At 70.2% G+C, this 25412-nt stretch carries 17 protein-coding genes; 8 read left to right on the forward strand and 9 right to left on the reverse strand.

What is annotated here, in order from left to right:
* Window position 1: 1 nt before the first annotated feature.
* Together C3481_RS06975 and C3481_RS06980 are read left to right on the forward strand one after the other, a co-directional pair.
* Window positions 2-757 carry an SDR family NAD(P)-dependent oxidoreductase gene (locus C3481_RS06975; RefSeq protein WP_064956278.1) on the forward strand — a complete coding sequence of 252 codons (756 nt, stop codon included), beginning with the start codon at window positions 2-4 and terminating at the stop codon, window positions 755-757.
* 2 nt (window positions 758-759) lie between these two features.
* Window positions 760-2547 carry a hypothetical protein gene (locus C3481_RS06980; RefSeq protein WP_258039040.1) on the forward strand — a complete coding sequence of 596 codons (1788 nt, stop codon included), beginning with the start codon at window positions 760-762 and terminating at the stop codon, window positions 2545-2547.
* Window positions 2548-2619: 72 nt separating this feature from the next.
* Here the strand turns inward: C3481_RS06980 and C3481_RS06985 are convergent, their stop codons facing one another.
* On the reverse strand, window positions 2620-4185 hold the full coding sequence (locus tag C3481_RS06985) for a DUF4038 domain-containing protein (RefSeq protein ID WP_258039041.1): 1566 nt from the start codon (window positions 4183-4185) through the stop codon (window positions 2620-2622).
* Window positions 4182-5024, reverse strand: a complete 843-nt coding sequence (locus C3481_RS06990) for an NAD(P)-dependent oxidoreductase (RefSeq protein ID WP_103842063.1) — start codon at window positions 5022-5024, stop codon at window positions 4182-4184. The genes C3481_RS06985 and C3481_RS06990 overlap by 4 nt, the downstream gene beginning before the upstream one ends.
* A gap of 68 nt (window positions 5025-5092) precedes the next feature.
* Between C3481_RS06990 and C3481_RS06995 the strand changes: the two genes are divergently transcribed.
* Both C3481_RS06995 and C3481_RS07000 read left to right on the forward strand, forming a co-directional pair.
* Window positions 5093-7705 (forward strand): alpha-L-rhamnosidase, encoded by a 2613-nt coding sequence (locus C3481_RS06995; protein WP_103841359.1) that lies wholly within the window; start codon window positions 5093-5095, stop codon window positions 7703-7705.
* Between the two features lie 59 nt (window positions 7706-7764).
* A complete protein-coding gene (locus C3481_RS07000; RefSeq protein ID WP_258039042.1) occupies window positions 7765-8712 on the forward strand; it encodes a sugar-binding transcriptional regulator in 948 nt (315 codons plus the stop codon).
* Here the strand turns inward: C3481_RS07000 and C3481_RS07005 are convergent.
* From C3481_RS07005 to C3481_RS07020, 4 genes are all read right to left on the reverse strand, one after another.
* A complete protein-coding gene (locus tag C3481_RS07005; protein WP_258039043.1) occupies window positions 8701-9345 on the reverse strand; it encodes an aspartate/glutamate racemase family protein in 645 nt (214 codons plus the stop codon). The two genes, C3481_RS07000 and C3481_RS07005, sit on opposite strands and share 12 nt — an antisense overlap.
* Before the next feature lie 2 nt (window positions 9346-9347).
* A complete protein-coding gene (locus C3481_RS07010; protein ID WP_103841363.1) occupies window positions 9348-10253 on the reverse strand; it encodes a carbohydrate ABC transporter permease in 906 nt (301 codons plus the stop codon).
* A 1-nt stretch (window position 10254) separates the two neighbouring features.
* Window positions 10255-11136 carry a carbohydrate ABC transporter permease gene (locus tag C3481_RS07015; protein WP_103841365.1) on the reverse strand — a complete coding sequence of 294 codons (882 nt, stop codon included), beginning with the start codon at window positions 11134-11136 and terminating at the stop codon, window positions 10255-10257.
* Between the two features lie 64 nt (window positions 11137-11200).
* On the reverse strand, window positions 11201-12541 hold the full coding sequence (locus C3481_RS07020) for an ABC transporter substrate-binding protein (RefSeq protein WP_103841367.1): 1341 nt from the start codon (window positions 12539-12541) through the stop codon (window positions 11201-11203).
* A 207-nt stretch (window positions 12542-12748) separates the two neighbouring features.
* Between C3481_RS07020 and C3481_RS07025 the strand changes: the two genes are divergently transcribed.
* The 3 genes from C3481_RS07025 to C3481_RS07035 are packed head-to-tail and all read left to right on the forward strand — an operon-like array spanning window position 12749 to window position 17328.
* Complete coding sequence (locus tag C3481_RS07025; protein ID WP_103841369.1) at window positions 12749-14740, forward strand: glycoside hydrolase family 127 protein; 1992 nt, start codon at window positions 12749-12751, stop codon at window positions 14738-14740.
* 7 nt (window positions 14741-14747) lie between these two features.
* Window positions 14748-16004 carry a RuBisCO large subunit C-terminal-like domain-containing protein gene (locus C3481_RS07030; protein WP_103841371.1) on the forward strand — a complete coding sequence of 419 codons (1257 nt, stop codon included), beginning with the start codon at window positions 14748-14750 and terminating at the stop codon, window positions 16002-16004.
* Entirely contained in the window at window positions 15997-17328 is a 1332-nt protein-coding gene (locus C3481_RS07035; protein WP_258039044.1) for a four-carbon acid sugar kinase family protein, read from the forward strand. The genes C3481_RS07030 and C3481_RS07035 overlap by 8 nt, the downstream gene beginning before the upstream one ends.
* 17 nt (window positions 17329-17345) lie before the next feature.
* Here C3481_RS07035 and C3481_RS07040 read toward each other — a convergent pair whose 3' ends face one another.
* Together C3481_RS07040 and C3481_RS07045 are read right to left on the reverse strand one after the other, a co-directional pair.
* Window positions 17346-20405 carry a glycoside hydrolase family 2 TIM barrel-domain containing protein gene (locus C3481_RS07040; RefSeq protein ID WP_103841375.1) on the reverse strand — a complete coding sequence of 1020 codons (3060 nt, stop codon included), beginning with the start codon at window positions 20403-20405 and terminating at the stop codon, window positions 17346-17348.
* A complete protein-coding gene (locus tag C3481_RS07045) occupies window positions 20402-21346 on the reverse strand; it encodes an aldo/keto reductase (protein WP_103841377.1) in 945 nt (314 codons plus the stop codon). Before C3481_RS07045 ends, C3481_RS07040 begins: the two co-directional genes overlap by 4 nt.
* A 55-nt stretch (window positions 21347-21401) precedes the next feature.
* Here C3481_RS07045 and C3481_RS07050 point away from each other — a divergent pair, with 55 nt between their 5' ends.
* The gene (locus C3481_RS07050; RefSeq protein ID WP_103841379.1) at window positions 21402-24269 is read left to right on the forward strand and encodes an FAD-binding and (Fe-S)-binding domain-containing protein; all 2868 of its coding nucleotides are present in this window, start codon (window positions 21402-21404) and stop codon (window positions 24267-24269) included.
* Window positions 24270-24371: 102 nt separating this feature from the next.
* Here C3481_RS07050 and C3481_RS07055 read toward each other — a convergent pair whose 3' ends face one another.
* A complete protein-coding gene (locus C3481_RS07055) occupies window positions 24372-25376 on the reverse strand; it encodes a LacI family DNA-binding transcriptional regulator (RefSeq protein WP_103841381.1) in 1005 nt (334 codons plus the stop codon).
* Window positions 25377-25412: the final 36 nt, after the last annotated feature.

A 25412-nucleotide genomic window follows, 5' to 3' on the forward strand; every position in this document is an offset into this window, starting at 1 on the left:
GATGACGAGACTGCAGGGCAAGACGGCGCTCGTGACCGGCGCTGCGATGGGCATCGGACACGCCGTCGCCGAGCGCTTCGTCGCCGAGGGCGCGCGCGTCGTTCTCGCCGACCGCAACGGGCCGGCCGTCGGCGACGCGGCGGCCTCGCTCGGGCCGCTCGCGCGCGCCGTGACGATGGACATCTCCGACGAGACCGCCGTCGCGGCGGCCTTCGCCGAGGTCGAGTCGGCGGGGTGGACGCCCGACGTCGTCGTCGCGAACGCCGGCGTGCAGCTCTTCGGACAGGACGCACCCGCCGCCGACCTCGACCTCGACGTGTGGCGGCGGACGATCGACATCAACCTCACCGGGACGTTCCTCACCGTGAAGTACGCCGTCCGCGCGCTGCTGTCGCGCGGCGGCGGGTCGATCATCCTGACCGGGAGCCCGACCGCCGTCAACGGCGAGGGGTGGGCGTTCACCGCCTACAGCGCGTCGAAGGCCGGCGTGCACGGGCTCGGCCGCACGGTCGCCGCGGCATACGCCGATCGCGGCATCCGGGTGAACACCGTCCAGCCCGCGTACACCGAGACGCCGCTCGTGTCGGCCATCAGCGACGACCCGGAGTCGCGGGCGGCGATCGTCTCGCGCATCCCCGTGGGCCGCGCCGGCACCCCCGCCGACGTCACCGGCATCATGGTCTACCTCGCGAGCGATGAGGGCTCGTTCGCGACGGGGGCGACCTTCTCGGTCGACGGCGGCATGACGACCCTCTGAGGATGCCGGAGATGTGGGGGCGCGACGCCGCGGATCGGCGACGGATCGGGGCATGGGAGTTCGAGCTGCGCGTCGACGAGTTCGCCGACATCCGACGGGATGGCCGGCGCGTGCTGCGCAGCATCCGGGCCGTCGTGCGCGACCGCGACTGGAACACGCTCGACCTCGTCGTCGACCGGGTCACCGCCGGCGAGACCAGCCTCACGATGCACGTGCGGACCGGCGACGAGCGGATGCCGCTGAGCGGCGTCGTCCGCGCCGAGGTCCGCGGCGAGAGCCTGCGGGTGCTGTGCGACCTCGAGGCGGCGACGCCCATCGAGACGAACCGCACGGGCCTCGTCGCCCTCATCCCGCCCTCGGCGGCCGGGGCCGGATTGTCGGTGACCCACAGCACGGGCGGGGTGTCGCAGACGGCGCTTCCGGTCGCCATCAGCCCCCACCAGCCGGTGCTCGACATCGCGGGTCTGCGGTGGCGTGACGGCGGCGTCGATGTCGGGCTCGCGTTCGACGGCGATGTGTTCGAGATGGAGGACCAGCGCAACTGGACCGACGCCTCGTTCAAGGTCTACAGCCGGCCGCTCGCACTGCCGTTCCCCTACCCGGTCGCGGCGGGCGAGCGCGTGCGGCAGCAGATCACCGTCACGGCTGAGGCCGCGCCGACGCGGGGTGCCGCGCCGACCGAGGACTCCGCCGCCGAGAGCGATGTGATCGGGGATGCCGTGATCGAGCTGCGGCGCGCCGGAACCTTCCCCGCGATCGGGCTGAGCGCGTCGACCGCCCCCGACCCGGCGCCCGCAGGCATCGGGTCCGTCGCCGCGGCGACGACGCTCGTCGAGCTCGACCTGGCATGGCCGGGGTGGCCGGCGGCGCTCGAGCGCGCGGCATCCGAGGGCCCTCCCCTCGACGTCCGGTTCGTGCTGCCCGCCGAGGCGGGGGTGTCGGGCGACGCGGATGCTGCGATCACCGCGGCGCTTTCCGACGCAGTCGCCGCACTCGCGGATCGCGATGTCTCGCGCGTGGCGGCGTTCCAGCCCACGGGAGCGGCCCGTCACGTCGCGGATGAGGCGGCCGCCGCGATGCTCCGCGGGGCGCTGGAGCGTTCGCGCCGCACCGTGCCGGTCGTCGGCGGCGTGCGATCGCACTTCACCGAGCTCAACCGCGAGCAGCACCGCCTGCCGCGGGGTCTCGCGGGACTGACGTTCAGCGTCACGCCGCTCTTCCACAGCCGCGACACCGAGCAGCTCGTCGAGTCGCTCGCGATGCAGCGCCTGGTCGCGACGCAGGCGGTCGAGATCGGCGGCGGGGTGCCGGTGCACGTCGGCCCGGTGACCCTGCGGCCGCACTTCAACGACGTCGCCACGACGGCGCCGCCGCGCCCCGCGGCATCCGATCTGTCGGCCGGCTACGGCACGCACCTGACCGACGCCGACGACCCGCGCCAGCACGCGGCCGAGCTCGCGGCCTGGACGATCGCGAGTGCCGCGGCCCTCGCCGTGCCCGGCGTCGCGAGCCTGACGTTCTTCGAGTCGTGGGGGCCGCGCGGCATCCTCGACTCCGATGGCACGGCGCTGCCGGTCGCCGAGGCGATCGCAGCCCTCGCCGGGCTCGCGGGCGGCGAGCTGCTCTCGGGCTCGAGCCCCGACGGTCTCGTCTGGGCCGTCGGCGCCGAGCGTCGGGGCGAGATCACGGTGCTGGCGGCCAACCTCGACACCCGCCCCCGCACGCTCACGGTGACCACCCCCACCCCCATCTCCCTCACCCTCTCCCCCGGCACCTGGTCCCGCCCCTGACGCTCCCCCCGCCTCCCGTCTCGCCTCGCCTCGCCTCGCCTCGCCTCGCGCCGAGGACGCGCATCCGCACGGTTAGAGCGGGTCGGAACCGTGCATGTACGCACTCTCGCGCTCCGAGGCCGCGGTCCGTGCGATGCGCAGCGCGACGGGCCGGCCGGCGGGGAGGTCGATGGCCTCTGCGGCACGCGCGAACGCCTCGTTCCGGCCCACGTCGTCGAGCACGAATCGGCACCCGACGGGCTCGATCGTCATGGCCCACGTATCGATGATCTCCACGTCGAAGGCGTCGCCGGGACGCAGAGGCGCGCCGGTATCCGTCGCCTGCGGCAGACGGAACTCCCATGCCGGAGGCGCTGAGCGACCGAGGTAGGTGACGTACACCCGACCCGGTATGCCCGCGACGAACTGCGGATCGTCCCACTTGTCGATCGGATCGAGGCCGGGGCCGTCGATCGACTCGAGGATGCCGCGAAGAAACCGAAGTCGTGCGGGCGAGCGTCCTTGCAGCCTGCCGCCCGCCACCATGTGCAGGCTCCCGTCGTCGCGTTCGAAGCTCTCCCCGTGCGAGGCGTAGCAGCCCGAGACGGTCGCCACCCAGAATCGATGCACGAGCTCCTCCGCTGACAGCTGCCCCCAGCGCAACGGGATGTCGCCCTCGTACTTCACCTCGTCGAACACGACCGGCTTGGCGTAGGCATCTCGGTACAGGACGGCCCGGCCGAGCTCGGCGACGGCGTGGCCGTTCTGGATCGACGCGTGCGTCACCCAAGGACGATTGTGGTCGAACAGCTCGGTGAGGTTGTGAATCGAGCGCAGGTGGTCGTGCGGGTCCGCGGCGGCGATCACACCTCCGAGGCGGTCCCAGCGATCGGCGGGTCGGTCGAGGATGTCGTGTTCGTTGCAGAGCGACCACCAGATGTTCGCGTAGCCGCTGAGGCGCGCGACGAGATAGCGAGCGTAAGCGGCATCCTCGTCCTCCGTCAGCTCTCCGAGACCGAACGTGCCGTCGTCGTACGCGTTGAGGACGAGCACGTCGGCTTGGATGCCGCGCGCATCGAGCAGCCGCACCGCCCGATCGAGACGCTGGAAGAACGCCGGGACCGGTCGCGAGACATCCCAGCGACCGGTGCCGTCGCGCTCGAACGGCACCAGCGTCGGATAGTGAGTCACGTAGCCGCCGGTCTGCGGGAAGACGAGGAACCGCAGACGGTTGAACCCCGCCTGCGCCAGGTCGTCCGCAGTCTGCTTCAGGACGGCGTCATCCTGGTGGAGCCAGTTGTATACCGTCGCGCCGAGCGGGCGATGGGGTCTGCCGTCGGCGTGGGCGAAATGGAAGCGGTGCGCGACGCGGACGGGACCGAGCGCATCCCCGGGCAGGACGGCCACCGAACCGCTGCGCCCGTCCAGCTCCGGAGCAGGGCTCGAGCTGCGCCAGTTCCATTCACCCGGCCGATCCGGCAGGAAGCGCGCCCGGTAACTCCGCCCGCCATCCCAGAAGCCGGGAACGTCGAGCTCCCGGTCTCCGCACCGCGCGGTGACGGTCAGCGGTGTCCGCGTGGCGGGGATGGGCACAGCCGGGCCCTCGAAGGCGAGCTCGATCGTCGTGCCCACCGACGTCGCCGTGTCCGCCGAGGTCACGATGCACGCCAGTCGTGCTGAGCGCGGAAGCCGAGGTCGCGCTGGATCTTGCGCGTCGAGAGAAGCGACTCGAACTCGCCGAGGTCCGCGGCCACCGTCGCCGTCGGGAACCAGCGCGCCGCGACCTCACGCGAGGGCGCGGCCATGCCCGACGAGGGCGCTGCCACGTTGTACACCTCGAAGCCCGGCCGCGCCGCATCCAGGGCGAGCTCGATCGCGAGCGCGCCGTCACGGGCGTCGACCCAGGTGCCCAGGAGGTCCCGGCGATAGTCGGGGTCGCTCGCGCGGGCGAACGTGGCGTACTCGTCGGGGGCGACGACGTTGGTGAAACGGAGGGCTGTGATCGAGGCCCCCTCCTCCCAGCGCACCAACTGCGCAGCCATCGACTCCTCGACGACCTTGCCCAGTGCGTAGGTGTTGTTCGCGGACGAGACCGTCTCGTCGACGGGCAGAGCGCACGGCGCGTCGGCGAACGGGAAACCGGCCGCGGTGATGCTCGACGCGAGCACGATGCGGCGGATGCCGGCACGGTGCGCGGCGAAGAGCACGTTGAAGGTCGCCGCGACATTCGCATGGAATGTCGCGGCGTCGGGCACGAGGCCGTTCACGGGGATCGCGGCGAGGTGCACGACCGCGTCGAGCCCGCGATGACGGGCGGTAACGCCGAGGAACGCGTCGAGCGTCTGGCCGTAGTCGGCAAGGTCGACGCGTGTGAACCCCGCACCCGGCGTGCCGACGATGTCGAAGCCCACGACGTCGTCGCCTCGGGCCCGCAGGCGCTCCACCGTCGCGCGCCCGAGCTTGCCCCCGCTGCCGGTGACACCGATCGTGTGCGTCATCGCTCGCATCTCCTCCCGCATCGTTGCATAATCATTCTATAGTGCAAATTGTTTACCCAGGAGGTCGGATGGGGATCATCAGCGCCCCGCGCATCGAACACCATCGCGACCCCCTGGGCATCGGAGAACGCGAACCTCGGCTGTCGTGGACCGTCTCGGACGCCCCCCGCTGGCGTCAGAGGGCATACCGCGTCCGGGCCCGCCGTGGCGATGGGCGCATCGAAGCGCACGAGCAGACGTCCCCTGAGCAGGTGCTCGTCCCCTGGCCGTTCGCGCCCCTCGCCTCCCGAGAGCGCGTGAGCGTGAGCGTCGCGGTCGCCGACGAGTCCGGCGCCTGGATCGCGTCGGACGAGACGGAGCTGGAGGCCGGGCTGCTCGAGGCCGCGGACTGGCGCGCGCATCCGGTCGGAGCCATCTGGAACGAAGACCCCGACGCCGACGACCGCCGCCCGGCTCTCGTGCGACGCTCGTTCCAGGTCGGGCCCGGCCTGGCTCGCGCCCGCCTCTACGCCTCCGCGCATGGCGTCTACGAGGCCGAGCTCAACGGCCAGCGGGTCGGCGACGACATCCTCGCCCCGGGGTGGACCGTGTACGGCAGGCGGCTGCGCTACCGCACCTTCGACGTCACCGGGATGGTCCGGACGGGACAGAACGCCATCGGCGCATGGCTCGGCGACGGGTGGTACCGCGGCAGACTCGGATGGCGTGCGGCCTTCCGCAACATCTACGGGAACGACCTGTCGTTCATCGCCCAGCTCGAGCTCACCTACGAGGACGGCTCGCGCGAGCTCGTCTGCACCGACCCCACCTGGCGTGCCGCCCCGTCACCGATCCTCCGCTCCGGCATCTACGACGGCGAGGACTACGACGCCCGGACGGAACTCGCGGGCTGGAGCACCGCCGAGTTCGACGCCTCCGACTGGCAGCCGGTCCAGGCGCGTCACCGCGACCCGGCGACCTTCGTCGCTCCGACCTCGCCGCCGGTGCGCTGCACGGAGGAGATCGCTCCCGTCGCCGTACTCACCTCACCCACCGGCGAGCGCATCCTCGATTTCGGCCAGAACCTCGTCGGCCGCGTACGCATCCGCGTTCGCGGCGAGGCGGGCCGGACCGTGACGATGCGCACCGCGGAAATCCTTCAGGACGGCGAGATCTACACCCGCCCGCTTCGCGGCGCGCGCTCGAGCGACAGCTACACGCTCGCGGGACGACCGGACGGAGAGGAATGGGAGCCGCGGTTCACCTTCCACGGGTTCCGGTACGTCGAGGTCACCGGCTGGCCCGGCGACATCGACGCGGCTTCAGCATCGGGCGATCTCGTCGCGCGCGTCATCCACAGCGACGTCGAGCGCACGGGGTGGTTCGACTCGTCGGATCCGTCGCTCAACCGCCTGCACGAGAACGTCGTCTGGAGCATGCGCGGGAACATCGTCGACATTCCTTCCGATTGTCCGCAGCGCGATGAGCGGGTCGGCTGGACGGGCGACATCCAGGTGTTCGGACCGACGGCATCCTTCCTCTTCGACGTCTCCGGAATGCTCGCCGGGTGGCTGCGCGACCTCGCGATCGAGCAGCTGCCCGACGGCACAGTGCCGTGGTACGTCCCGGTCATCCCCGCCCACCACATGTGGACGCCGATTCGTCCCGGGGCGGCCTGGGGCGACGTCGCGACCCTCCTGCCGTGGACTCTGTTCGAGCGCTTCGGCGATCGCGGGGTGTTGGCGGCGCAGTACGACAGCGCTCGCCGCTGGGTCGACCTCGTGACACGGTTGGCGGGACCGGAACGACTGTGGAACACCGGGTTCCAGCTCGGCGATTGGCTCGATCCGGCCGCCCCGCCGCAGGATCCCGCCGACGCGCGGACCGATCGCTATCTGGTGGCCACCGCCTACTTTGCGCACTCGGCTCGGACGCTGGCACGCATCGCGAGCGAGATCGGGGAAAGCGACGACGCCGAACACTACTCCCGCCTGGCCGACGAGGTGCGCGCGGCATTCGCGGCGGCCTACATCGACGCTGAGGGACGCATGACCAGCGACGCCCAGACCGCCTACGCGCTCGCCCTGGCATTCGACCTCGTCCCGGATGCCGCACGTCGCCGCTTCGCTGCCGACCGTCTCGCTGCGCTCGTCGCCGAGGCCGGTTCCCGCATCGCCACCGGCTTCGTGGGCACACCGCTCATCACCGGCGCGCTCAGCGCCGCGGGCCATGTCGAGCGGGCTTACGACCTCGTCCTGGAACGATCGTGCCCGTCCTGGCTCTATCAGGTCGATATGGGTGCAACGACCATCTGGGAGCGCTGGGACTCGATGCTCCCCGACGGCACCGTGAACCCGGGAACCATGACCTCCTTCAACCACTACGCACTGGGCGCGGTCGCCGACTGGCTACATGGCACCGTCGCCGGCCTCTCGGCCGCGGAGCCCGGCTATCGGAGCATCCGGTTCGCGCCGAGGCCGACGTCGCGACTGAGCTGGGCGAGAGCGCGCCACCTCACCCCCTACGGCGAGGCAGCGATCTCGTGGCAGCGGTCCGGCGACGATCTGACGCTGAACCTCATCGTGCCGGCGGGGGCGCATGGCATCCTGGATATCTCCGGGCGCGAACCCGAGACTCTCGACGCCGGCGCCCACCATCGGGTGTTAGAGGGACTCCTCGCCCCCACCACGGAATCCTCATGATCGGAGCACGCGTGTCGATGAGCCGCTTCACCCGTCCGCAAGACGGGCAGGTGCGCCTGATGACAAAGATCGCACGCATGTACCACGAGCGCGGAACGCGACAGGCCGATATCGCACAGGCGCTCAGCATCTCGCAGGCCAAGGTCTCTCGGCTGCTCAAGCGCGCCGAGGCTCTCGGGATCGTCCGCACCATCGTCACGGTCGCCCCTGGTGTCTATACCGAGCTCGAGGAGCAGCTCGAGAAGCACTACGGACTCACCGAGGTGGTCGTCGTGGACGTCGACCCCGACGCCGACGAGAACGAGACGCTCGCCTCGATCGGCGCGGGCGCGGCGGCCTACCTCGAGGCGACTCTCTCGGGCTCCGACCGCATCGGCGTCTCGTCGTGGAGCCAGACCATCCTCGCAATGGTGGATCGCATGCGGCCGTTCCCGACACGGGGCGCCACGGAGATCGTGCAGTTGCTGGGCGGGATGGGCGCGGCCGAGGCCCAGAGCCACTCGCACCGCATCCTCGGCGAGCTCGCCAGCACGCTGGGCGCCGAACCGGTCTACGTGCCAGCGCCGGGGCTCGTGGCCGGACCCGACATCCGCGACAGCCTCCTCGCCGACGCGTCCATGCAAGACGTCACGCACCGCTGGCGCGAACTGACGATGGCGATCATGGGGATCGGCAGCGTGGAGCCCTCAGATGTGCTCGCCACGAGCGGAAACGCGTTCACGCCCGATGAGCGAGCCCCTCTGCTCGCGGCGGGTGCGGTCGGAGACATCTGCCACCGCATCTTCCGCGCCGACGGTTCGCTCGTGCGCGGCGACATCGACGACCGGATCATCGCGATCCCCGTCGACGATCTGCGTCGCATTCCGCGGCGCGTCGGAGTCGCCGGCGGACCTCGCAAGCTCGACGCGATCCGAGGAGCCGTGGCCGGCGGGTGGGTGACGACGCTGATCACCGATCTCCGCACAGCGGAGTCGCTCGCGACGGACGAGCAGCCCTCAGGCCAGTGACGCCGCGAGGCGTTCGACGCCCGAGCGCGGGCTCGTGAGCACCGGCACCCCGACGTCGACCGACCGGGCCGCGCCGGCCATAGAAGCCTGAGCGAGCACGATCACGTCGGCGTCGGCGGCCGCACGCGAGATGGCGGCGCCCACGAGATGGTCGTGGGTCGCCCGGTCTCCCGCCACCACGGCCTCGAACGCCCCGTCGACGACCTCGTCGCTGATCTCGGGGTGAAGGCCGGCGACCCGTGCTCTCTCGCGGAGAAGTGCGGTCGTGGGCCGGCTCGTTGTGGCGAGCGTCGCGAGCACCCGGATGCGGCGACCCGAGGCCACGGCGGCATCCGCCATGGCCTCGTCGACGCGCAGTATCGGGATACCCGCCGCGACGGAGGCGGGGGCGGCGAGCTCCGAGATCGACGAGCAGGTGAACATGACGGCGTCGGCGCCACCGGCCGCGGCGGCTCGTACGAGTGCCTCGACCCGGCCCGGCACCGATGCGGCTCGCGCCGGGTCTGTCAGATCGGCCACGATCCGGTCGTCCAGATAGTTCACGACCACGGCGCCCGGCAGCAGCTCGGCCGCCAGCTCGCCGAACGGGGCGATGTTGACCGCCCCGGTGTGGAGGAACGCGACGCGCGTCATTGTCATCCCTTCAGAGAGCCGGCAGCGAGGCCGGCCATGATCTTCTTGTTCAGGAACACGAACACGATGAGCAGAACCACGATGTTGATGCTGATCGCCGCGAATAGCGGTCCGTACTGAGTAGAACCGTACTCATCCGACAGGCTGAGCAAGCCCACCTGGATGGTGGCGAGGTCGGGTTTGGTCGTGAACGTCAGTGCGATGAGCAGATCGTTGAACACGCTGAAGAACTGGACGAGCCCGATCGTCAGCATGGAGTTCTTCATCAGCGGGAGGGCGATGACGAAGAACGATCGAAGCGGACTCGCGCCGTCCATCGTCGCCGCTTCGAAGATCTCGCGAGGAACCGACCGGAAGTAGGCCGCCATGAGGAAGGTCGTCAGCGGAATCCCCATAGCCGTGTACGTCAGGATCAGCGGCCACAGCGAGTTGGTGAGGCCGAGCCGGAAGTAGACGGTGAACAGCGGCACGAGGATCATCTGGCCGGGCACCATGATGCCCGCGAGGATGAACAGGAGAACCTTGCGGCGCCCTCTCCAGATCATGACCTCGAGCACGTACCCGGCTGCGACGCCCAAGATGATGATGAGTCCGACCGACGGGAGCGTCACCAGGAGGCTGTTGCGGTAGTTGATGGCGACGTTGCCGCGGGTGAGGGCCGAGACATAGTTGTCGAAGGTCCAGGTCTCCGGCAGAGCCCACGTCGGATTCTCGAAGAACTCGGTCTGCGTCTTGAAGGAACCGAGGATCATCCACAGCTGCGGGTAGAGGACGACGACGAGCAGCACGGTGACGACGAGCCACACCGGGATGCGCCGCACGTAATGCCGGAGCCTGCGGCGGCGACGCGGCTGGTCGACCTTGCGCGACTGCGGGCGGGCCTGGGTGAGGGTCTGGGTGGCGGTCATCTCAGTCCTCCACGCGTTTGCTCGAGGAACGGAACACGGTCAGCGTGAACACGAGGCAGAGCAGGGTCAGCACGAGGGCGATCGTGCTGCCGTAGCCGTACTCGGCGTACTCGAACGCGGTGCGGTACATGTACAGGGTGAGCGGTGAGGTCGACGTGCCGGGCCCGCCCTTGTTGAGGGCCAGCAGGCTGTCGAAGACCTTGAGAGTGGAGTTGAGGCTGAAAATGATCGACGACAGGAGGATGGGAGCCGACAGCGGAACGATGATGTGGCGCACGAGCCGCAGGCCGCCGGCGCCATCCAGCCGCGAGGACTCGATGATCTCGTCGGGGATGTCCAGTAGCCCGGTGTAGAGCAGGACGGCATAGAAACCCATCGAGCTCCAGAGCGTCATCACGATGGCCGTGGCCATCGTGCCGGCCGTCGAGGCCATGAACTCCACACTGTCGCCGCCGAAGAAGTTGATGAGGTCGTTGACCGGCCCCTGGTTGTCGCCGACCGCCACGAAGCTGCGGAACAGCAACGCCACCGCGACGGTGGGCAGCACCATCGGGAAGAACACCGCCGTGCGGACGAAAGCCGACCCCTTGCGGAGGACGAAGACGTAGAGCAACGCCAGCAGATAGCCGAGGGTCACCTGCGAGACGGTCGCCGCGATCGCGAAGCCGATCGTCACCCAGAGCGATTGCAGCGCGGCCCCGTCGGTCACGAACGTCGTGAAGTTATCGATGCCGACGAACTCGAACCCCCGCAGGGTGTTGCCTTCGAAGAAGGCGAGTCCCAGCGACCACAGGACCGGCACGACCTTGAGCAGGACGTAGATCGCCAGCGGCGGGATGAGGAGGATGAGGATCGTCTTGCGATCCCCGAAGACGCGGTTCATCGGCGTCCTTCCGCGGTCGTGAGGAGTCCGGCGCCCGCCGAGGACGGGCGCCGGACAGAGGGGGTCAGCGGTTCGCGTCGACGCTCGCCTGCAGGTCGGCCATGTACTGCTCGGGGGTCATCTGCCCCGTCGTGAGCAAAGCGACGTTGGACGAGGCGAGCGAGTTCGACTTCGAGTCGAGCAGAGCCTCGAACCACAGCACGGTCTCGGTGATCTCCGAGATCTTCTCCTGCACGACGGCTGTCGTTTCCGGGATGTCGGTCACCTCGCCGTTGACCTTGAAGCCGGACAGCACGCCGGCATCCTGGAGTGCCTGCTGGCCGTAGTTCTCGGCGATGCAGGAGAACCAGTCGGCGACCTTGGGGCCGGCGAGCTTCGGGTTCGCCGCCATCGCGGTTCCGGCGTTCGCCGGCCATTGGTCGATCGACCCCTTGCCCCCCGTGACCGCAGGGAAGGGCATGAAGCCGACGTTCTCGGCGCCGATCTGGTTCTGCGAGGCGTCGTTGATGTTACTCAGCAGCCAGGTGCCGTCGTACTTCATCGCGGCTTTGCCGGTCAGGAACGCCGCAGTCGCGGCGTCGGGCTCGAGAGAGGTGAAGCCGTCGCCGAAGAAACCCTCCTCGGCCATGTCCTGCAGCGCCTGAGCGCCGGCGACGTAGTCCGAGTCGGTGAGTTTGGCTTCACCGTCGCGGATGTCGGTCATGGCCTCGGGACCGACGTTGCGGAAGATGTACATGCCCATGAGGCGCGTCAACGGCCAGCCCTGCGAGCCGGCCTGCGCGAACGGCTGATATCCCGCGGCAGCCAGCTTCTCGCTCGCCGCCGTCAGCTCGTCGAACGTCTTCGGCTCGGCGAGACCGGCTTCGGCGAAAGCGGTCTTGTTGTACCAGATGCCCTCGAGGTTGTACTGGTAGGGCAGCGAGACCATCTGACCGTAGACGTTGTTCACCGTCGATGCGGCGGCGGGGAGGATGTTGTCCCAGGCGCCGGTCTGCGTGAGCAGGTCCTCGTAGTTCAGAACGAGGTCGGCGACGCCGAGATCGCCGTCGGGACGGACCATCGCGGTGCCGGCGATGAAATGCGCCGGCAGAGCATCCTGACTCGCGAGCAGCGTCACCTTCTGCACGGTGTCGGCCTGCGCCGTCTTCTCGTGAACGAGCGGCAGCGCCTCGTTCTCGGCCTTGCACTGGTCGGCGGCGAGCGCATCGAGCTGCGCTTCGAGCGTGGGATTCTCGTTCGCCGTCAGGACGGTGAAGCTCTCGGGGTCGGAACCCGGGAAGTCGCCGCCTGCGGCATCACCGGACGACCCCGGCTCGGTCCCACCGGCGCATGCGGCCAGCGAGACGACGGATGCGAGCGCGAGACCGGTCACGATCATGCTGCGCCGCGGGGTGCGGATGTTCATAGCGTCCTCCTTGACGACGAGCGTGGGCGTTGTACGGGCAACGGCCACCGACTGCGGGTATATCGATGACAGTAGGGTCGATCCCTGGATGTGTCAACACAGTCGGGGTTGAAATTCTATTCACTTTGTGGCTCAATCGGGTGAGCATCGCTTGCCGGTCCCCGGATCCGGCGCGAGACTGAGCCGCACTCCGAGAGGACCCGCCCCATGCCCGCCAACACCGCGCCCCGCGCGCACGCCCCCCTGCGGCCGCTCGACGCCGAGCAGAGCCGTTGGTCCCGCGGCTTCTGGGGAGAGCTGCGAGAACGTACTCGCGATGTCACCGTCCCCGGCATCTGGGAGTCGCTGAGCGACCCCGACGTGAGCCCCGGCTTGACGAACTTCCGCCTCGCCGCGGGGCTCGAGAACGGCTCTCACGTCGGTCCGCCTTTCATGGACGGCGACTTCTACAAGTGGTTCGAGGCCGCAGTCGACCGTCTCGAGACCGATCCCGACCCCGAGCTCGCGTCGCGGCTGCAGCACATCGCCGAGTTGATCGCCTCGATACAGCGCGACGACGGCTACCTTCACACGCCGACCTTCATCGGCGAACGCGGCGGCGAAGACGTCCGCGCGCTGGCGGACCGGTTCAACTTCGAGACCTACAACCTCGGCCACCTCATCACAGCGGGTGTGCGGCACTGGCACGTGACCGGCAGCACGACGCTGCTGGATGCCGCGCAGAAGGCCGCGGGCTTCCTCGAGTCGCTCGCGACGCACAAGCCCGTCGAACTCGCCCGCAGCGCGATCTGCCCGTCGCACTACATGGCCGTGATCGATCTCTACCGCGCGACATCCGACGAACGCTGGCTGCGGCTGGCCGAGTCGTTCGTCCGGGTGCGAGACGAGTTCGACGAGGGCGGCGACGACAATCAGGACCGCCTGCCCGTGCGCGAGCAGACCGTCGTAGCCGGTCATGCGGTACGGGCGAACTACCTGTACGCCGGGCTCGCCGACCTCGTCGCCGAGACGGGCGACGAGGAACTGCGCGGCGTGCTGGAGCGTCTGTGGCGCGACGTGGTCGACACGAAGCTCTACATCACCGGGGGTTGCGGCGCCCTGTACGACGGGGCATCCCCCGACGGCAATCCGCTGCAGAGCGAGATCAGCCGGGTGCACCAGGCTTACGGTCGCGCCTACCAGCTGCCCCATGCCACGGCGCACGCGGAGTCGTGCGCGAACATCGGCATGATCCTCTGGAGCGAGCGGATGCTCGCGCTCGACCCAGACGCCCGCTATGCCGACATCATCGAGCAGGTCGCCTACAACAGCCTGCTCGGGAGCATCAGCCTCCGCGGGTCGGAGTACTTCTACACCAACGCGCTCCGCCAGGTGAGGGGTCTGCCGTACGCGCTCCGGCGCCCGGGCGACACCGGCCAGGTCGACGTGCCCGCACCGCCGCCGTCCGACGAACGCCTCCGCCAGCGCTACCTCTCGTGCTTCTGCTGCCCCCCGAACATCGCACGTACGCTCGCGAGCTTTCACCAGCGCACCGCGTCGCTCTCGTCCAACGGTCTGTACGTCCACCTCTACGGCGGCAGCGACATCGATGTCGCCGACGACGACGGCAACGCGCTCGCGCTGAGCGAGACGAGCGACTACCCATGGGACGGCACCATCGTCTTCACGGTGACCGCAGCGACGGGCACCCTGCCTCTCCATCTCCGCATCCCCGGCTGGTCGTCCGGCGCCACCCTCACCGTCGCCGGCGAACCGGTGCCGGTGTCGGCGCCCGGCACCTACACCCGCATCGACCGGGAGTGGCGGATGGGCGAGGTCGTCGAGCTCGTCCTGCCGCTGCCGGTGCGCATGCTGCGGGGCCACCGGCTCGCCGAAGAGCTGACGAACCAGGTGGCCGTGCAACGCGGCCCGCTCGTGTACTGCCTCGAGAGCGCGGATCTGCCGCGCGAGGTTCGGCTCGAGCAGGCGGCGCTCGAGCGTGGCGCCGCGCTTCATCCCGTCCAGACCGAGATCGACGATGTGCGCGTCGTCGCGCTCGAGACGGAGATCGCCGTCCTCCCCGTCGACGCCGGAGATGAGCTGTACGCCGACGTCGACGATGCGCCCCTGCGACGCGCGCCCGCGCGCCTCATCCCGTACTTCGCCTGGGGCAATCGGGGAGCCGGCGAGATGTCGGTGTGGCTCCCGGTGATCTGGTGATGCGGCGATGACCACGGCATCCGTCATCGCGACGTACATCATCGAGACCTCTCTCCCCCTCGAACGCGCGGCCGAGGTGCTCGCGGGTGAACAGTCGACGGGCACGTTCGTGCGCGTGGAACGCGAATCCAACGACGTACGGGCCCGTTTCGCCGCGCAGGTCGAGAGTCTCGAAGAGCTTTCCCTCGTCGGCTCCGGCGCCCTCCCGGGCACCATCGGCGATCCCGCTACGCGGCGCCGGGCGCGGTTGCGGCTGCGCTTCCCCCTCGACAACTTCGGACCGTCGTTGCCGAACCTCCTCGCCGCTGTGGCCGGGAACCTGTTCGAGTTGAAGGAGCTGGCGACCATCCGGCTCGTCGACCTCGACCTGCCGCCCGCCTTCGCCGTGCGCTACGCCGGACCGCAGTTCGGGGTGACCGGCACGCGCGCGCTCGTCGGCCGCCCCTCGGGGGCGATGATCGGGACGATCATCAAGCCGAGCATCGGCCTCCCCCTCGGCGAGCTCGCCGAGGTCGTGGGCGAGCTCGCGGAGGCAGGCATCGACTTCATCAAGGACGACGAACTGCAGGGGAACAACCCCTATACGCCTCTCGAAGCCCGCGTGAAGGCGGTCATGCCGGTTCTCGAGCGCTACGCCGACCGCACCGGGCGCAAGCCGATGTACGCCTTCAACATCACCGACGACATCGGCCGGCTCGAGGCCAACCACGACCTCGTCGTCAGCCACGGCGGCACGTGCGTGATGGCGTGCATCAACATGGTCGGTCTTGCGGGACTGGAGTTTCTGCGCACCCATGCGGAGGTGCCGATCCACGGCCACCGTGCGATGCTCGGGGCGATCGCGCGCAGTGATCAGATCGGAATCGCCTTCCGGGCGTGGCAGCAGCTCGCGCGCCTCTCGGGCGCGGACCACCTGCACACCAACGGCATCAGCAACAAGTTCTACGAGACCGACGCCGAGGTGCTCGACGCCATCGCGGCGGTACGCACGCCGCTCCTCGGTCTCACCCCGACGGTCCCCGTGCTCTCCTCCGGGCAGTGGGCGGGTCTGGCGCACGCGACCTACGCGGCGGTAGGCACGACCGACCTCCTGGTACTGTCCGGTGGAGGAATCCACGGCCACCCCGACGGCGCAGCCGCGGGGGTCGCGAGCATGCGAGAAGCGTGGGCCTCGGCCGAGCGCGGCGAGTCGGTTGATGCCGCGTTCGCCTCGTCGCCGGCCCTCCGGAGAGCAGCAGAGAGGTTCGGCCCCGTTCGTGTCTGACACTCTCCCCCCACCGGCCCCCGCACCGATCGCCGCTGCGTTCTACGGCGACGATTTCACCGGCAGCGTCGACGCCCTGCTGCAGTACGCGCGCAACGGGCGGACCGGCCGACTGTTCGTCGGCACGCCCCCGCTCGCCGACCTCGCAGACGCCGCAGCCGCGAGCGAGGTCGTCGGCATCGCCGGCATAGCGCGATCGCTACCCCCGGACGAACTCGAGACCGAGTTGCGTCCGGCGCTCACGCGACTGGCGTCATTGCGCCCCGCCCTCCTGCAGTACAAAGCCTGCTCGACCGCGGACTCGTCGCCGGAGATCGGCAGCCTCGGCCGGGTGATCGAGGTCGGGCGCTCGATCGTCACGGGTGCCGCCGGCGCACCTCTGCCGATCCCGATGCTGTTCGCCCAGCCGGACTTCGGTCGGTACACCGCGTTCGGCCATCACTTCGCAGCCGAGCGCGGCATCGTCTACCGGCTCGACCGCCAGCCGACGATGTCGGCCCACCCCGCGACGCCCATGTCGGAATCGGACCTCGCGCTTCACCTCGGGCGGCAGACCGACCTGCCGATCGCCTCGCTCGCGTTCCCCTCGTACACCTCGTCCCGAGACCTGGCGGCGGCCATCGCCGGTAGCCGGGCAGCCGCCCTCGTCCTCGACGCGCTCGACTCCGCCCACCTCGAGGTCGTCGGGGCGGCGATCGCGCAGCTCGCGGCATCGGCCGACGGCCCGGTGTTCGCAATCGGGTCGGGAGGCCTCAGCTGGGGGCTGAGCGCCGCGGGACGGCACGCCGCTCGACCGATTCCGACGACATCGAGCGAGACCGGCCCGGTGCTCGTCGTCTCGGGCAGCAGATCACCTGCTACTCGGCGCCAGGCCGACGCGGCCGCCACCGCGGGATGGCTGGTACGGCCACTCGGCCTCGGGGCGACCGACACGATCGACGACGTGCTCTCGGCGCTCGCATCGGGCCGGAGCGTCGTGCTGACCTCGGACGACGCCGTCGGTGCAGACGCGTCATCCTTCGGCACGGGCACCGGGGATGCCCTGCTCGAGGCGATCGCAGCGGCCTCGGCATCCGTCGTGCTCCGCGCGGCACGGTCTGGTGCGACACGGCGGGTCGTCGTGTGCGGCGGCGACACATCGAGCCGCGTCACCGGTCTCCTGGGCGCGCGTTCACTGTCGCTCGCCGCGAACCCGTGGAGCAACATCGTGCTGTTGCGCGCCCACGCCGACGATCCGACGGTCGACGGGTTGGAGTTGCTGCTCAAGGGCGGCCAAGTGGGAGACGACGATCTCTTCGAGCGTGTCCGGGCGCTCGCCGACTGACCCGTGGCCGCGGCGGCTCAGTCCGCGGACAGCCGCAGCGACCACCGCGTCCGCTCCCGCGGCATCCGGTAACGCTCGGGCAGCGCCGGCCCGACGGAGGCCGATCCGATGCCCTGCTGACCGGCATCGAGGTTCAGCCACACCCGACCGCTGTCCTGCAGCTCGTGCGGCTTCTGCGCGTGCTGCAGGTCGAGTGAGGTCCACCGCCGAGCGGTGAAGTCGAATTCCGGGAGGCCGTCGACGCGGAGATCCGGCATGCGATCCCCCGACACCCGCAACCAGCGGGTCTCCACGTGATTGCCGTTCTCCTGCGGAACCGGATACGGGGTCTGCAGGGCGTCGACGGTCGACTGCCACCGACCGATCCGCGACCCTTCGAACGAGTCGCGGTAGGTCTCACCGGGCCCCCGTCCGAACCACTCCACCCGGTGGGCGTCCCCCGGGAGGGCGAAGAGCAGACCCACCCGCGGCACCCAGATGTCGCGGTGCTGGTACGGCGTGTCCGCCCACGGACCTTCGAAGTCGACGACGACGTCGAGCCGCAGAGCACTCGCATCGTGGCCGTCGTGACGCCACGACATGGTCCATCGCGCAGCGTGCGGGTGCGCCGCCGGCGCCGTACGACCCGTCACCGAGATCACCGCGTCAGTGACGTCCACCGAGTCGATACGGTGCAGCATCCGGTCCATTCCCGTCTTTGCCCACACCGCAGCGATGTTGTTCATCTCTCCCTGCCCGTGATCGTTCTCGGTCGGCGCGCGATGCAGGTCGAGCATCGGCCCGGCGAGCTCGAGCGAGCCCAGACGCCGCAACCGCCCGGTGTCGGCGTCGAACTCGCCGGGGCCGAGCCGGAGGATGCTCTCCGAGACCCCGACCGGTGGCGCGGGGGCCGGGGCCGGTCGCTCGGTACGGGGTGCCGATGCCACCCCCGCTGCCATGCACCCCGCGTCCACCTCCGACTGCGACCAGGCGAGGACGTGCCCCGCGAGCGCCCACGGTGCGTCGGCGGCGAGGACCGCCTCGACGGTCAGTACGCGCCGCTGCCCCGTGGGGCCGCGACCGTCCGCTCGCGCCCCGGCCGGAAGCGAGAACCGTGCGCGCTCGCCGGCACGGATCGGCGCCACGTCGACGTCCGACCAGGCCACCGTGACGCCGTCTTCCGCAAGGGTCCATCGCCAGCGGACGTCGGACGTGTCTGCGCTGTGTCGTCGGTTCGCGATCTCTACGCCATCGTCGTCGATCGTGATCAGGAACGGCTCGTGCGCCTTGGCGAGCTCGACCAGCCCCGGAGTCGGCTTCCGGTCGCTGAAGACCAGGCCGTGCAGCCCGAAGCGTCCGCCGCGCGGCTCGTAGGCGACGTCGTCGCCGTGCATGATCTGCTCGGAACCGTCGCCGGCGACGAGGGCGAACCCGTGGTCGATCCACTCCCACACGAACGCCCCGCACAGACGCTCGTGCGCCCGGATGATCCGCCAGTAGTCCGACAGCGAGCCCGGGCCGTTGCCCTGCGCGTGGGCATACTCCACGAGCAGGAACGGCAGGCCGCGGCGGCGTTCGTCATCGGCGTCGCTCACCGTCCCCGGCGCTGATCCCGTCGGGACCGGGTCAGGCGGGGCAGACCCGTCGAAGACGATCCCGTGCATTCCGAGCCGGCCGCCGCGGGGCTCTTCGCGCCGGCCGATCTGCTCGAGCAGATCGAGAGAGGGATACATCAGCGCGTAGAAGTCGGAGTCGCGGTAGCTCGGATCGCGCTCGTAGAGCACGGCTCGTGACGAGTCTCGTTCGTCGAGCCATCGCCGCATCTCACCGAACGTCTCGCCCACCCAGCTTTCATTCGCGAGCGACCAGACCACGATGCTCGGATGATTCTTGTCGCGTTCGACCGTTCGACGCAGCCGGTCCATCAGCGCCTCGCGCCACGCCGGGTCGGCGGGCGGGTTGCCATCCCAGCCGGCGTAGATGAAACCGTGGGTCTCGAGATCGCACTCCGCCACGACCCAGAGACCGTACTCGTCGCACAGACGCAGGAAATCCGGATGCGGCGGGTAGTGGCTCGTGCGGACGGCATCGACGTTGGCCTGCTTCATCATCAGGATGTCGCGCAGCATCGTCTCGCGGTCGAGCGTCCGGCCGGTGCGCGGGTGGTGCTCGTGCCGGTTGACACCGCGGAAGGTGACCGCGCGACCGTTGACCGTGAAGACGCCGTCGACGATCGCGACCGTCCGGAACCCGATCGCCAGCTCCACCTTCTCCCCTGCCGTGCTGAGCGTGCCGCGGTACAGCCGCGGACTGTCGGCGCTCCACGGCGCCACCGCGACCGTCGCCGTCTCGCCCGCGGGCATCCGGATCCCCAGTTCCGGTATCTCGACCGTCGCGGGCACCGATGCGGCGACACGGAGTGTGCCCATGCCCGTTGTCGCGTCGTAGTCGGCAGAGACGGTGTGATCGTCGATCGCGCCGACCGGCCGCGCAATCAGCTCGACCTCGCGGAAGATCCCGGGCAGCCACCACATGTCCTGATCCTCGAGGTAGGTGCCGCTCGACCACCGGTGCACGCGAACCGCGAGCACGTTGCGCCCCGCCGTCACCGGTGCGTCGAACTCGAAGGGGAGGCGGCTGCCGGTCGACCAGCCGAGCTCGCGCCCGTTCAGCCACACCTTCGCGCACGAGTCGACGCCCTGGAATCGCAGGGCGGCTGCCCCGAAACCGGCCGGAACATCGAACTCGAGTCGATAATCCCCGGTCGGGTTCTCCGTGCTCACACGCGGCGGGTCGAGCGGGATGGGGTACGCGGTGTTCGTGTAGAGCGGTCCCTCGTCGGTGCCGAGGAGCGATCGCGCCGGTCCACCGGCCAGCGGTGTCACGTTCTCGAGAACCCAGTGGGAGGGCACGCTGATCTCGTCCCAGCCCGACGCATCGAAATCGGCCTCGATGAAGGCCTCGCCCGTTCCGGCCGCGGTGGGCGCGAGCCGGAAGCGCCACGTTCCCGAGAGATTCAGAACACGGGCGTCGCTGATGGCGTGCGCCCGCGGCGAGCGCCGTCCTGCGCCGGGTCGGGTGCTCTCCCAGTACCTCATGCGGTTGCCTCGCCATCGTCGATCGTCGTCGGGGCCGGACCCTCTTCCTCGATCCGGGGCCAGACCTCGTCAGGCACGGGGGTGCGGGCGAGCTCGACGAGCTCGTCGAGCCGGTGCGCCGAGGACACCCCCACCACCGTGGAGTCCACGAGCGGCGAACGGAGCGAGAACTGCAGCGCCGTGGCCTGCAGCGAGACGCCGAAGTCGGCGCAGATCCGCTCGACGCGGCCGACCCACGCGATGAGTTCGGCGCCGGCGGGGCGGTAGCCGTAGGAGGCGCCGGGGCGAGCGCCCGTCGCGAGGACGCCGGCACCGAAGGGCGCGGCGTTGAACACCCCCATGCCGCGGGCGCGCGCCAGCTCGAACAGGGGCTGCGCCGATCGGTCGACCAGCGTGAAGCGGTTGTGAGAGAGAAGCACATCGAACGCCCCCGTGTCGGCGTACGCGGTCATGAGCGGGATCGGCCCGGCCGCGATCCCGATCGCGGACGCCCGTCCGGCGTCGCGCAGTTCGCGAAGCGCCTCGACCGCGCCGCCCGCAGACATGGCGTCCGAGAACGTGACGCTGTACGGGTCGTGCAGGTGCAGGACGTCGACCGTATCGACGCCGAGCCGCTCGCAGCTCTCCTCGAACGAGCGCATGACCCTGTCGCGGTCGAATCGGCCGGTCTCGGGGTCTCGATCGACTTTCGTGAAGACGCGCGCGACCGGTTCCGACGCCGCTGCCGCCCGCGCGAGACCGAGAACCGTCTCGCTCCGCCCGCCTGCGTACTCGTTGGCCGTATCGATGACGGCGAACGGGCCGGCGAGGAATGCGAGCGCGGTCGCCACCGCGGCAGTCTCCCCCGCCGACCCGGCGATCGTTCCCCGGCCCAGTGACGAGGTGCCGACAGTGACGGCGTCCACGGGGATGCCGGTACGGCCGAGAGTACGCTGTCGCATAATGAATATCCATTCTGTTGTGAATGTGATGTCAGGCTATCGAAAGAGGCTCAGAATGGCGACCACCTCGCTCGCACCCGCCTTCGACGACGGCGTCGTCGCCGAGCTCGCCGCCGCCCTCGCGGGCCCATCAGTCGACGGCGGGGTCTCTACGCGCCCGATCGACCGGGTTGCTCTGGCAGCTGACGCGTCGCATGTGCTCGTGACGCCGCGCGCCGTCGCCGCGGCCATCGACGCCCCTTCGGTCGCCCGCCTGCTTCAAGTCGCGACCCGGATGCGCACGCCGGTCACCTTCCGCTCCGGCGGCACGAGCCTGTCGGGCCAGGCATCGGGTGACGGGCTGCTGCTCGATGTGCGCCGCGGATTCCGCCGGGTCGACGTGCTCGACGACGGCCGGCGCGTACGGTGCCAGCCCGGCGCGACCGTCCGTCAGGTCAACGCTCGACTCGCCCGGTTCGGCCGCCGGCTCGGACCCGATCCCGCGAGCGAGGCCGCCTGCACGATCGGCGGCGTCGTCAGCAACAACTCGAGCGGAATGGCCTGCGGCACGAGCGAGAACACCTACCGCACTCTGGAGAGCATGGTGCTGGTGCTTCCGTCGGGAACCATTGTCGACACCGCCGCCCCCGACGCCGATGCAGCTCTCGCCGCTGCGGAACCGGATCTCGTCGCCGCCCTCCGGGGTCTGCGCCGGCGAGTCACGGGCGATCCCGAGAGCGTGCGCCGCATCCAGAAGATGTTCGCGATGAAGAACACGATGGGCTACGGCGTCAATGCATTCCTCGATCACGCATCTCCCGCGGAGCTCCTCTCGCGACTCGTGATCGGCAGTGAAGGCACCCTCGCCTTCGTCGCCGAGGCGACCTTCCGCACGGTACCCGTCCGAGCCCACGCAGCAACGACCCTCGCCGTCTTCCCGAGCCTTGCCGCCGCCACGGGAGCACTCCCCGCGCTCGTCGCCACGGGAGCCGCGACCCTCGAGCTGATGGATGCCACGAGCATCCGCGTCGGGCAGGGAGTCGCCGACGCACCTGCGGCGATCACCGGCTTCGAGGTCGCCGAGCATGCCGCCCTCCTCGTGGAGTACCAGGCGTCGGAGGCAGACGCACTCGACGCCCTCGTGTCGGCCGGCTCGCGCGCGCTGAGCGATTCCCGCCTCGTGACTCCGGCTCGACTCTCGCGCGATGCCACCGCCCGCGCCTCCGCGTGGAGGCTCCGCAAGGGCCTCTACGCTTCCGTGGCCGGAGCGCGACCGAGCGGTACGACCGCGCTGCTCGAGGACATCGTCGTGCCCGTGCCCGAACTCGCCGCGACGTGCGCGACACTGCACGAGCTGTTCGATCGCTACGCCTATCGCGACAGCGTGATCTTCGGCCACGCGAAGGACGGCAACATCCACTTCATGCTGACCGACCGCTTCGAGACGGATGACCAGCTCGCACGCTACGCGGGTTTCACCGACGACCTCGTGGACCTCGTCCTGGGCGTCGGCGGCAACCTTAAGGCCGAGCACGGCACCGGTCGCGTCATGGCTCCCTTCGTCCGGCGGCAGTACGGCGATGAGCTCTACGACGTCATGGTTCAGCTGAAGCGGTCGTGCGACCCCGCCGGCATCCTGAACCCCGGCGTCATCATCGACGACGACCCGCGCGCGCACCTGCGCGACATCAAACTGGCCGAGACGATCGAGACCGAGGTCGACCGGTGCGTGGAGTGCGGGTACTGCGAGCCCGTCTGCCCCAGCAAGGACCTCACGCTCACGCCGCGTCAGCGCATCGTGACGCGGCGGGCGATCGCGCGAGCCGACGCGGCCGGCGACAGTCAGCTCGTCGCCGATCTCGAGCGCGCCTTCGACTACGACGGCGTCGACACGTGCGCCGCCGACGGCATGTGTCAGACCGCCTGCCCCGTCCTCATCAATACCGGCGACCTCGTCAAACGCCTGCGCGGAAATCGGCATCGCCCCGTCGTCGAAGCGGCGTGGTCGGTGGCCGCTCGCGCCTGGGGGCCGGTGACGCGGGGCGCTTCGCTCGCCCTGACCGCCGCTCACGCCCTGCCGACGGCTCCGCTGCGTGCCGCCACCGACGCCGGACGCGCGATCCTCGGCCGTGAGACGGTTCCGCGCTACACCCCGGACCTCCCCGGGGGCGGGCGGTCGCGCGCGCGGCTCGGATCCGCGGTCGGCGCATCGACGGGCGACCCCGCCGCGGTCTACCTTCCCGCCTGCGTCAACACGATGTTCGGCCCCTCCGACGGCGGCTCGGGCGGCTCGGGAATCGGCGTGACCGAGGCGGTCCGTCGGCTCGCCGAGAGGGCCGGCATCCGCATGATCGTGCCGCCGGGGGTCGACAGTCTCTGCTGCAGCACCCCCTGGACCTCGAAAGGTCTCACGGGCGGGCGTGACGTCATGCTCGAGCGTCTCGCCACCTGCTTGCGCGACGTTACCCGCGACGGCGAACTGACCATCGTCACCGACGCGTCGAGCTGCACGGAGGGCTTCACCCACGCGCTCGCCGACGCAGGGATCGCGGTGCAGGTCGAGGATGTCGTCGCGTTCGCGGTGCGCGAGCTGCTGCCTCGGCTCGCGGTGCCCGCTCCCGGCATCCGCTCTCTCGTCCTGCACCCGACCTGTTCATCGACACAACTCGGGCTCGACCCGGCCTTGCGCATGCTCGGCGAGGCGGTCGCAGATGACGTCGTCGTGCCGCACGCGTGGGGATGCTGCGCCTTCGCCGGTGACCGCGGGATGCTGGTCCCCGAGCTCACCGCCGCGGCCACGGCCGCGGAGTCCGCAGAGGTTCGCGCGATCGGGGCCGATGCGCACGCGTCGTGCAACCGCACGTGCGAGCTCGGGATGACGCGCGCGACCGGATCTTCGTACCGCCACATCCTGGAGCTGCTCGAAGAGGCCACACGCCCGTAGGCCCGCCCGGGCTGAAGCGCCGCGCGAGGACGCGCACCCGCACGGTCAGAGCGGGTCTGCACCGTGCATCCCCGCACCCTCGCCGCGCGAGGCCGCGTCCGTTCAGCCGGTCGAGTCGCGGACGACGAGCTCGGGACGGAAGCGCACGCGGCGCTCGTGCTCGCCGCCGGGATCGTCGAGGCCGCGCAACAGGAGGTCGACGGCGCGGTATCCGATCTCGTGCGCGGGCTGGCGGATCGAGCTGAGCGGCACGACGGTGGCCGACGCGAAGTCGATGTCGTCGTAGCCGATCAGGGCGACCTCCTCGGGCACCCTCAGGCGCCCGAGGACCGCGAAGGCCTGCAGCACGCCGACGGCGAGCAGATCGTTCGCGGCGAACACGGCATCGACGCGGTCCTCTCCGCGGCGCTCGCGCAGCTGCTCCCCGGCGGCGCGGCCGTGCAGCACCGACAGGGCGGGCACGGCGATCTCCTCCAGCCGTGCGTCGGCGACCTCGGCCACCGCACGCCGCGCACCCTCGAGACGATCGGCGACCTGACGGATCGACACCGGCCCGCGGACGAAAGCGATATGCCGGCGCCCGCGCGCCAAGAGGTGCGACACGGCGAGGTAGCCGCCCTCGACGTCGTCGACCGAGACCGAGGCGAAGACGTCGTCGGGTACCTCGCGGTCGACGAGGACGACGGGGACACCCGCCGCCTGCAGCCCGCGCAGCCGTTCGAGGTCATCGCTCGCGGGAGTCACGAGCACGCCGTTGACACGCTGCTCGCGGAAGAGGTCGAGGTACGCCGACTCGCGCTCGGGCTTCTCGTCGCTCGTGCTGAGCAGCACAGCCATGCCGCTCTCGGCCGCACGCTCCTCCGCGCCCCGTGCGACCTCGGCGAAGAACGGGTTGCCGATGTCGAGCACCACGAGACCGATCGATCGGCTCCGCCCGGCCCGCAGCTGCCGCGCCGCATCGTTGCGGACGAATCCCAGATCGGCGATGGCCTGCTGCACGCGCGCGACCATCTCGGGCGACACGCGCGTCGGGTTGTTGAGGACGTTCGAGACGGTCCCCACCGAAACGGATGCCGCGACCGCGACATCCCGCACGCTCACTGCCATGCACACCACCGTAGCGCGAGCACGACGGCAACGGCA

It is taken from the genome of Microbacterium sp. Ru50, from assembly GCF_002920555.1.
Lineage (GTDB): Bacteria > Actinomycetota > Actinomycetes > Actinomycetales > Microbacteriaceae > Microbacterium > Microbacterium arborescens.